The sequence below is a fragment of the Oceanispirochaeta sp. genome, from assembly GCF_027859075.1.
In the GTDB taxonomy this organism is placed as follows: Bacteria; Spirochaetota; Spirochaetia; order DSM-2461; family DSM-2461; genus Oceanispirochaeta.
In genome coordinates this window covers 1-9,042 of record NZ_JAQIBL010000083.1, presented here as the reverse complement: position 1 = coordinate 9,042, position 9,042 = coordinate 1, and the positions used below count along the sequence as shown (strand labels likewise).

Sequence of the window (9,042 nt, the reverse complement as noted above, 5' to 3'; positions counted from 1 at the left end):
CGGAGGGAGGAGGAATAAGATCAGTGCCGGTGATATCCTGGGGGCTCTTACATCCAAAAACGGCATTCCCGGGGGTGATGTGGGAAAAATTGACCGTCAGGATTATATCACCTTTGTGGCGGTCAAACGCGGCAGTGCCGCCAGGGCTTTAAAGGTCATGGAAGAGGATCAGATCAAGGGTCATCTGTTCAAGGCCATGATCCATGACGCCTGACTCTTAAGGACCGCTTCATCTCTCACAGTCTTGTAATTTTTTATATAATAGTAGATAACTAATATATAAACGTAACAAGGGGCTGACACTATGACAGAATCATTCAAGGATTATCTCAAGACTTATCAGGGGATATTAAAAAATCTATTCACAGATCAGGACTCTCCCGAAGAGGCGGAGCAGCAAAGAGGCATCCCTCAAAAAGTTCTGGATGAGATAGAGGTTCTCAGTCCTTCAGCGGTTTCCATACCCGAAGCCTATGGCGGTAAGGGTAGCAAACCCGTGGAAATATTGAGCCTCCTGGAATCGACATCCTACGAATCACTGCCCCTGTCCCTGATTCTGGGAATCAATGGCGCTCTGTTCCTGGAGCCCCTAGCCAAATATGGAGAAGAAAAACTGAAGAAGGAAACCTTTGGTATATTCCTCAAAAACAATTCTCTCGGCGGATTGATGATCACCGAACCCGGGTATGGTACGGATGCTCTGGCCATGAAGACCAGCTGGGAAAAGCGAAGCGGCGGTTATGCTATTGCCGGTGAAAAACACTGGGCAGGCCTCAGCGGGCGGGCCGACTACTGGCTGATGACGGCCAGAGAAAAGAAGGGACCCTCTGAATTGAAACGGGATATTGATTTCTTTATCTGTGATTCCTCGGATCCCAGACAATATGTCAAACCCATAGAAACCTTTTCAAACCTGGGCCTCTATATGATTCCCTATGCCCTCAATCAGGTGGATGTGGAAGTGCCATTCCATCACAGGCTGATTCCGCAGAAATCAGGGATACGGCTGATGCAGGATTTGCTGCATCGCAGCAGGATGAGATTCTCCGGAATGGCAACAGGGTTTATTCATCGAATGCTGGATGAGGCAGTGAGGCATACGGAGCAGCGTATGGTAAGCGGGAAATCTCTTTTTTCCTACGACCAGGTTCAAAAACGTCTCTCCGATCTTCAGGCTGATTTCACAATTTCTTCTGCCTTCTGCCGCCATGCCGCAGGGATCTCTTCTATCGAAAATGATCTTTCCGGAAAATCTCTGGAAGCCAACATCCATAAGACGGTGCTGAGCGACATGATGCAGAATGCCTCCCAATCCCTGCTGCAGCTGGTGGGTGCCAAGGGGTACAAACTCAGTCATATCGCCGGTAGATCCGTAGTAGACAGCCGTCCCTTTCAAATCTTTGAGGGCTCTAACGATGTCATTTACCAGCAGGTTGCCGACCAATTCATCAAACACATGAACCTGATGAAAAACTTTAATATGTCATCAGCCCTGAAAACACATCCTCTGACATCCAAGATTGCCGAGCGAATGAAAAGGATGACCGGCTTTTCCATCAATCCCGATATGGCTCAGAGAAAAAAAGTGGATTTCGGCCGTATTCTCGGGAGGATCACAAGTCTTGAATGGACACTGGATCTGGGCCTGGGAGGGTATGATCCCGCACTGATCAATCAGGCACTGGAATCCATGACCGAAAGGATTCAGTCTCTTCTGGGAAGTTTTCAGGGAGGGAACAGGGCCTGCTATATTCCTTATGAACAGAGAAATGCAAATTTATGGAGAGAAACTGTCCCATCCTGATAAAATTCATTATGATTGTCATGAATCCTTCAAATTATGAAATACAATGAGGTCATATGAATCAGTCTTTAATGTTTGGAATCTCTCTTGTAAATCTTGCTTTCATCTTATATACGGTATTCTTTATTTTAAAGAGAAAATCTGAGAAACTGACCCTTACAACCCCGATTGTTCTGAGTCTAGCCGTCCTGTCGGATATCTGTGCCACTGGACTGATGATTCTGGGCTCGACCAACAGGGGTCTGACATTTCACGGTGTCCTTGGCTATCTGGCCTTGCTGGGCATGATGATAGAATCAGTTTTACTCTGGAAACACTTTCTGGGTAAGAACCGGGATCTTCCCTTATCTATAAATCTTATCAGATACACCGGAATCGCCTATCTATGGTGGCTCTTTGTCTATGTATTCGGCCTGGTCAGGATTCTTATTTAGACTTCAATACTGTATAATATACATATACATAAGGAATCTTAATGGAAAACATGCAGAGTAAAAATGCATTCATATGCGACATGGATGGAGTCATATATCACGGGAACAAGCTTTTGCCCGGCGCTTTGGAATTTGTAAAATGGCTGCAGGATGAGGGGAAAAAATTCCTTTTTGTAACAAATGCCAGCGAGCGCTCTCCCATGGAACTGCAGCAGAAGCTTTCCCGATTAGGCATCGAGGTCACAAAAAATCATTTTTATACAAGTGCTCTGGCTACGGCAGGTTTTCTGAAATCCCAGTGTCCCGGCGGAAGTGCCTACGTCATCGGTGAAGCAGGACTGATTAATGCCCTCTATGATGCCGGGTTTTCCATGAATGATGTTAATCCGGACTATGTAGTGGTCGGTGATTACAGGGGTTACAATATGGAAACCCTGATTCATGCCGTCAATCTGGTGCGCCGGGGAGCCAAGCTGATCGGTACCAATCCTGACCTGACGGGACCGGTTGAAAATGGAATAGCTCCTTCCACGGGTGCCCTGATCAGTCCCATCGAACTCTCTACCGGAAGAAAGGCCTACTTTGTCGGCAAACCGAACCCTTTGATGATGCGTATAGCCCTGAAGAAGCTGGACTGCAAACGGGAAGAAACAGTCATCGTGGGAGACAGGATGGACACGGATATCATTGCCGGAATCGAGTCGGAAATTGATACGGTCCTTGTGTTAAGCGGGGTCACAAAGAGAGAGGATATTGAACTCTTTGCCTATAGTCCTCATTATATTCTGGATGGAGTAGGGGATATTCCTTTTTGAAGAACAAGAGGATTTTTCAGGAAAAGTTGTGGAAGGAGATTAAGATTCTGATTCTTTTTGCTGGAATCGGATTGTTCCTGATCATATTTAATCCGGATCTGGGTTCCTGGAAATACCCCATGGGTTTTACTCAGGACGTACGTGAAGTTTTACGGATTATCGGATATGGTTTTCTCATTGCAGCCTATCCTGTATTTCTTTTAATCAGGCTTATCGTGGTGCTTCTCAAAAGAATCTTTCATTAATATGAAATGATCGATATCATCCGGGACCGATATCTCACACCCGGCAGATATACCAGTTGTTAAATTTCTTTATCCGGATAACTTCTACAGAACCGAACAGCTCTTTCATTTCATCCAGGCCAGATTTTACAAAGTTAAAATAGTCTCCATCTTCCATGTATTCAATAAAATTGATGAACCAGTTTCTGCTGCTGCTGTAATCATGAAAGAGGACCAGGCCTCTTGACAGGCGGGCTGCTTCCTGGAAGAGGCGTTTTCTTTTTTCCCGGTCCAGGCCATGGGCCACAAAGGCGGAGGTCACAAGGTCAAATGAATGATCCTCCATCCCCAGGCCCTCTACTACGTTTCCATAACGGCAGGTCAGTCCTCTTTTAACAGCATGTCCCAGCATCTTTTCGGCAAGGTCAACGCCCTGAACATCAAATCCATAATGGGAGAGAGACTGGATCAGGGCACCTGTGCCGCAGCCGATATCCAGGATGTGCCCCTTCTCAGGGATTTGAAGTTTATCTATATGCTCATCGAGAATATGAGCATACCCCCGGCATTGAGACTTGTAAAACAGGTTGTAGACAGAGGAGATCCCGTTGAAGATTTTCTTATGTTTCTTTAAATCCATATATACCAAATACTATATTATTTGCGGCTCCTCTGCAAACTTATTCTACAGAAATACCTCTCCCTGTCCTTCCCGGTTGGCATGCCGTTTTGACAGGAAATCTCATTGTTGACAAATAGTGTATAGTAAGTATACGCTATAGAAATGGATAATCAATCAGTCTCATTGGATATCATTAATCAACTCAGAAGGGTTGCCCGCAAGAAGAGTGACCTGGACCGGAAACCCCATAGCTTTGGTACGGATCATCAGTTGATGCCTGCGGAAATGTACCTTATTGAAGTTCTGGGTGATCATCCCCGGGAAAGTGTGACAGCTCTGGCAGAGTTCATGCAGATCACCAAAGGTGCCGTCTCTCAGACTCTTAAGAAATTAGAAACCAAAGAACTGGCGAAAAAGGATCAGGACCCTGCCAACGCCTCTCGGGCATTGGTTTCACTCAGCGTAAAAGGCAAAGTGATACTTCTGAAACATCAAAACTGGCACCGGAGAGTGGATGGTGGATTCGGTGAGTATCTTCAGGGACTAAAGCAGAAAGAGGCGAGTCTGATACAGGAGTTTCTGGAGAAATATGAACATTCTCTAGATAAAAGATTCAACTTATAGGTTTATTTAAAAGCATATAGGAACTAAACACATATGGATGAATTGAATTTCGTATTTACATTATTATTGTTTGCAGCAGGCTTTTTTGCCAGTGTCGTCAATATGCTGGCAGGCGGCGGATCTATGATAGTGTTGGGATTGATGGTCATAATGGGTGTAGAACCGGCTGTCGCCAATGCCACAAACAGGATCGGAGTCCTGGTCAGCACAGCGTCCGGAGCTGCTGCATTAAAGAGTGAAAAATTTACGGATATTAAAGAAAGTTTGAAACTCAGTCTATTAACCATGCCCGGTGCCATTCTGGGCGCTCTTTTTTCAGTAAGAATCAGCAATGAATTATTTGAGAAGCTTCTTGCTTTCGTCATGGTTTTTGTCATTGTTTCTTTATTTCTTCCCCAAAAGACAGCGGTTGCAGAACAAAGTAAAATAAGAAAAATACTGATTTATCCGGCCATGATCCTGGTTGGTTTTTATGGCGGGTTTATTCAGGTCGGTGTGGGCATCCTGATCTATGGCACTCTCCGTCACCTGAGTGGTATGGAATTGATGAATATCACCATGCACCGTGTTTTCATTGTCTTGCTGTATACGATTCCTGCCATTGTTATTTTCATTGTCAGTGGAAAAATCAATTGGGTTTATGCTCTCATCCTATCTGCAGGTAATGCCTTAGGTTCATGGATGACAATCAAACTGGCTTTGAAAAAAGGAGATATTGTTGTCAAAATCGGTCTGGCTGTGACTGCCGGGTTGATGATTCTTCGATTTTTGATGACTTAGTCATTGGAAAAGCTCCGGAAGATGATTCATTGGTCTGATCTTAAATACTCTAGAAACTGACCGGTGGGGCAGAACCAGCGGCACCAGGGTTTTCTGTAGAAGAGGGACAAAACTAAAGAGACCATTGCCAGAACAAGTGTAATCGGTGCTGCCACTGTGTACAGAAAGGCTGCAAAGGGCTCAACCAGAGACAGATCCAGAGAATAATCCATTATAATAATCAGGGCCAGGACTCCAAATAGCAGGGTTCTGAAACTACTGAGGTATCTCCTCAGATGCAGGGGAACCTTCCGGGGTGGAAAAGGGATTTTACCCGCCAGCTCCTGGAGGGCACCAAAGGGGCAGAGTTGACTGCAATAGAAGGCTTTATTTGTGATGAGAGGCAGGACCAGAGATAGAATAAGGAGTATCCAGAGAATCGGGTTTCCCAGAAAAGGGACGGCTCCTGTCAGATAGCCCCGCAGCATGGACAGGGAAATGAAGTCGCCTCCGGCAAATCCGAATACAGCAATCAGTGTTATCAGGAACGGGGTTCTGAATTTTCTTAGATTTTTATTAAAGAAACTGAACAGGCCAAAGAGCAGGAGAAGTCCTTCTGCCAGGGGTATCACAATTTTACGGTATCCCTGTACTCTCTGGACGGGAGGCATGGCTGGGTCTTTTAAAACCTCTTTCAGGTTATCAATGACTGTCCTGCTGGTCAAAGTGACGCCGGATACGGTATCTACCTGAGACTCTGCTGCTTCCTTCAGGGTCATACCCGTCCAGGAGTTCATGAAATCAAGGGCATCAAGCCGGGCAATGAAGCGCCGTGTTTCCTTGTTTTTCAGAAAGCGAACTTCCTGTATGATCTTTTGATGGTTGAGGATGATAAACAGCGGGACCGATCCGGCATAGCCGCTGCTGTGACGGCTGTTTTCCCGGGCGACAGTGTAATAGGCCAGCAGATTTCCCGATGAATCTCTGACTCCTGTCCAGCCCGGCAGCTCCTCCGATTCTTTCCGGCTCTTCATCTGAGGAAACTCTTTCTCCAGAAAAGCATTGCTCAGGGCCGTCTCCTGATCGTCAGAGTCTGAAAAAAACAGAGTTTTCTCATGATAATTCAGAGACAGAAAGAGAATCAGAAAGATCAGAAGACCCAGACCCTTGGAGCTACTATTTTTATATACCCTTGAAACATTCATGATTTATCATCCTTGTTTGGCAGTTGAATCCGGATTGTAAACCCTTCTCCCTCCGGGCTTTCTGCCAGGACCGAACCGGCATGAAGATTTATTATCTCTTTGACTATGGATAATCCAAGGCCAGAGCCGTTTTGATTGCGTGAATTATCCGCCTTGTAGAAACGTTCGAAAATATTAGGAAGATCCTGTTTCTCTATCCCGATGCCTGTATCTGCAAAACTGATGGTGACAGGATTGCCGGGGCTGAGGTTCACGTTGATTTCTCCCCCCCTGTCTGTGAACTTGAGGGCATTGGACATCAGATTAATCCAGACTTGCTTCAGCTTTTCATCGTCCCCTGTAATGTACACATTGGGAAGCTGCCACTTCAGACTTATATTCCTGTTCAGGCAGTCCTGTTCATACATATTCAAAACATACAGCAGAGATTCCTTGAGATTCACCGGCTTCATAGGCTGGGCTTCAGTCTCCCTGTCATAACGGTTCAGATCATCCAACTGTCTCACCAGTCCTGTGAGCCGCAGAATCTCCCGAAGGCATCCCTTGAGTCTTTCCTCATCCCGGGGCCATATCCCGTCAATCATGGCTTCCAGGGAGGTCTGTATTTTTGTCAAAGGGGTTCTTAATTCGTGAGATACATCTGAAGTCAGCCGTATGCGGAGATCTTCCTGGGCTTCCAGAGAAAAAGCCAGCTGTTCAATGGCCCCATGAAGAGCGTCAATTTCTTTTGTTCCTTTCCGGAAGGGGTCTCCTGCCAGGTAATCATGGTTTGCCAGTCGTAAGGCATAGTCTGACAGATCCCGGAGGGGACGGCTCATTGAACGGGACAGGCCGAAAGACGCCAGGGATGAGACAAACAGAGCCAGGATCATGGAGAGGAGAAGCATTTTGAAACTCTCTTCCAGGAAGAAACGGTCATTCTCCGAATACTCTGCGTTAGGGTCATAGGAAATATTCAGGGAGAGAGCCGATTCTGAAGTGTTCCCACCGGGAAGTTTGTAAATGGCTGTCTCCAGATTATCAAAAAAATCAGGATCATCCTTATCCATATGCATGGAGCATTCGTCTGCATTGTCCTTCAGACAGCTCCACATAATATCACCCTCTGAATTGTTAAGGGTGATAAATATTCCCTGCTCCATATAGACCGTACTGACTTGTTCCAGCCAGTCATTATCCAGGGATGAGTGGACTATCATGCGTTCAGAAAGTGTCCGGACCAATTCATTTCTTGTCGCACTTTTTTCCTGACGGATGTAATCACTGAAGCGTTTATTCAGAAAGAATGTAAATAGCAGGGTCATCATCAGTACGGCAATGAGGACGGAGGCCGCAGAGGATAACATCAGGCGCAGGGCAATGGACAGGCTTTGCTTTTCGGTCCTTTTAACCATTAAAGTAGAATCCTTTTCCCCGTTCCGTCAGAATGTAGTGAGGATTTTTGGGGGTCTCTTCAATTTTCGATCTAAGATTTCTGATATGGGAATCCACGGTTCGGTCAGTTCCCTGAAAGTCTCCGCCCCGGGCTGCCTGGAGGATTTCCTCCCTGGAAAATATCCGTCCCGGATAGGATATCAGTTTTTCCAGAATATCAAACTCAACAGCGGTCAGATGAAGCAGATTCTCATCTTTCCATACCCGTCTTTTCCCGCGGTCAAAGCGGAGTCGCCCCTCATCCAGTTCCAGCAGCTGGGCTGCAGGTGCACTTTGACTGCGCCTGAGGAGAGCCTCGATTCGAACCATCAATTCCCGCGGGCTGAAGGGTTTGGTCATAAAGTCATCGGCACCCACCCGGAAGCCGTAGAGCAGGGAAGCCTCGTCAGCCTTGGCCGTGAGCATCAGGACGGGAATCCGGGAATGACTTCTGATAAAACGGCAGATATCTTCACCGCTTTTGTCGGGGAGCATCAGGTCCAGCAGGACCATGTCAAAATCCTCTTCCTCAAAGGCTTTCTGCCCGGACAGACCTGAGTGCTCCATCCGGGATGTATGCCCGCTCCGGCTCAGATAGGCGGCAATCACCTCGGCTATCTGTGTATCGTCTTCTATGATCAGTATTTCTGCCATGGCTTTACCTAATCACTTTCGGGAGAAATATTCAATTCTGGTCATTGGCTAATTGTACATCCTTTCGGATTGCCTCCAGGTCGGCAGAATCAAGATCATCCACCACTTTGACAAATCCTCCAAAATCATTTTTCCAGGAGTACCAGGCAAAATCAGTTTCGGGTTCCAGATTTATGGTGTTGTTTCCTTCCTTGAATTCCATGCCCTGATAACCATAGGCCGGAAAATAGACCCTATAATTCTTTTCATTGATTTCAACCCCTTTGAAGGTCCAGTTCAGGAGAACTCCCTTTTCAATAACAATCACCGCCGGTTCGAATCCTCTTTCGGTCACAGACACCTCAACCTGCTGAATCCCGTCCACCCTGGTGGCCAGGGTGATTTCTGTGTCCGGGATTTCGGGAATGGGATTTTCAAAAAATGAAGACAACTCGGATTGATTCTGCGACCCGTTCCCGCCGCTGCCAGATCCGCCGCAGCCTCCACCA

11 protein-coding genes and 1 pseudogene are annotated in these 9,042 nt (G+C 46.4%); 7 read left to right on the top strand and 5 right to left on the bottom strand.

All coding sequences use genetic code 11. The features are described 5' to 3' along the window. From PF479_RS04455 to PF479_RS04435, 5 genes are all read left to right on the top strand, one after another. Positions 1-214: DbpA RNA binding domain-containing protein (locus PF479_RS04455; RefSeq protein WP_298002638.1), on the top strand; the 214-nt coding region annotated here is incomplete at its 5' end. A 90-nt stretch (positions 215-304) separates the two neighbouring features. Next, positions 305-1,804, top strand: a complete 1,500-nt coding sequence (locus PF479_RS04450) for an acyl-CoA dehydrogenase family protein (protein ID WP_298002635.1) — start codon at positions 305-307, stop codon at positions 1,802-1,804. Between the two features lie 56 nt (positions 1,805-1,860). Continuing rightward, a complete protein-coding gene (locus PF479_RS04445; RefSeq protein ID WP_298002632.1) occupies positions 1,861-2,238 on the top strand; it encodes a hypothetical protein in 378 nt (125 codons plus the stop codon). Between the two features lie 41 nt (positions 2,239-2,279). Continuing rightward, positions 2,280-3,053, top strand: coding sequence for an HAD-IIA family hydrolase (locus PF479_RS04440; RefSeq protein WP_298002629.1), 774 nt, complete (start codon positions 2,280-2,282; stop codon positions 3,051-3,053). After that, the gene (locus PF479_RS04435; RefSeq protein WP_298002627.1) at positions 3,050-3,298 is read left to right on the top strand and encodes a hypothetical protein; all 249 of its coding nucleotides are present in this window, start codon (positions 3,050-3,052) and stop codon (positions 3,296-3,298) included. The genes PF479_RS04440 and PF479_RS04435 overlap by 4 nt, the downstream gene beginning before the upstream one ends. 34 nt (positions 3,299-3,332) lie before the next feature. Here the strand turns inward: PF479_RS04435 and PF479_RS04430 are convergent, their stop codons facing one another. Next, a complete protein-coding gene (locus PF479_RS04430; protein WP_298002624.1) occupies positions 3,333-3,917 on the bottom strand; it encodes a class I SAM-dependent methyltransferase in 585 nt (194 codons plus the stop codon). 144 nt (positions 3,918-4,061) lie between these two features. Between PF479_RS04430 and PF479_RS04425 the strand changes: the two genes are divergently transcribed. Then, a complete protein-coding gene (locus PF479_RS04425; protein WP_298002621.1) occupies positions 4,062-4,523 on the top strand; it encodes a MarR family transcriptional regulator in 462 nt (153 codons plus the stop codon). 33 nt (positions 4,524-4,556) lie between these two features. Beyond that, the gene (locus PF479_RS04420) at positions 4,557-5,303 is read left to right on the top strand and encodes a sulfite exporter TauE/SafE family protein (RefSeq protein WP_298002618.1); all 747 of its coding nucleotides are present in this window, start codon (positions 4,557-4,559) and stop codon (positions 5,301-5,303) included. Between the two features lie 26 nt (positions 5,304-5,329). On the opposite strand, the gene PF479_RS04415 is transcribed toward PF479_RS04420, so the two are convergent. From PF479_RS04415 to PF479_RS04400, 4 genes and pseudogenes are all read right to left on the bottom strand, one after another. Continuing rightward, positions 5,330-6,487 carry a 4Fe-4S binding protein gene (locus PF479_RS04415; protein WP_298002615.1) on the bottom strand — a complete coding sequence of 386 codons (1,158 nt, stop codon included), beginning with the start codon at positions 6,485-6,487 and terminating at the stop codon, positions 5,330-5,332. Beyond that, entirely contained in the window at positions 6,484-7,881 is a 1,398-nt protein-coding gene (locus tag PF479_RS04410; protein ID WP_298002612.1) for a cell wall metabolism sensor histidine kinase WalK, read from the bottom strand. Before PF479_RS04410 ends, PF479_RS04415 begins: the two co-directional genes overlap by 4 nt. After that, complete coding sequence (locus tag PF479_RS04405) at positions 7,874-8,554, bottom strand: response regulator transcription factor (protein ID WP_298002609.1); 681 nt, start codon at positions 8,552-8,554, stop codon at positions 7,874-7,876. Before PF479_RS04405 ends, PF479_RS04410 begins: the two co-directional genes overlap by 8 nt. Positions 8,555-8,585: 31 nt before the next feature. Next, positions 8,586-9,042 (bottom strand): annotated as a pseudogene (locus PF479_RS04400) (hypothetical protein); the annotation flags it as partial.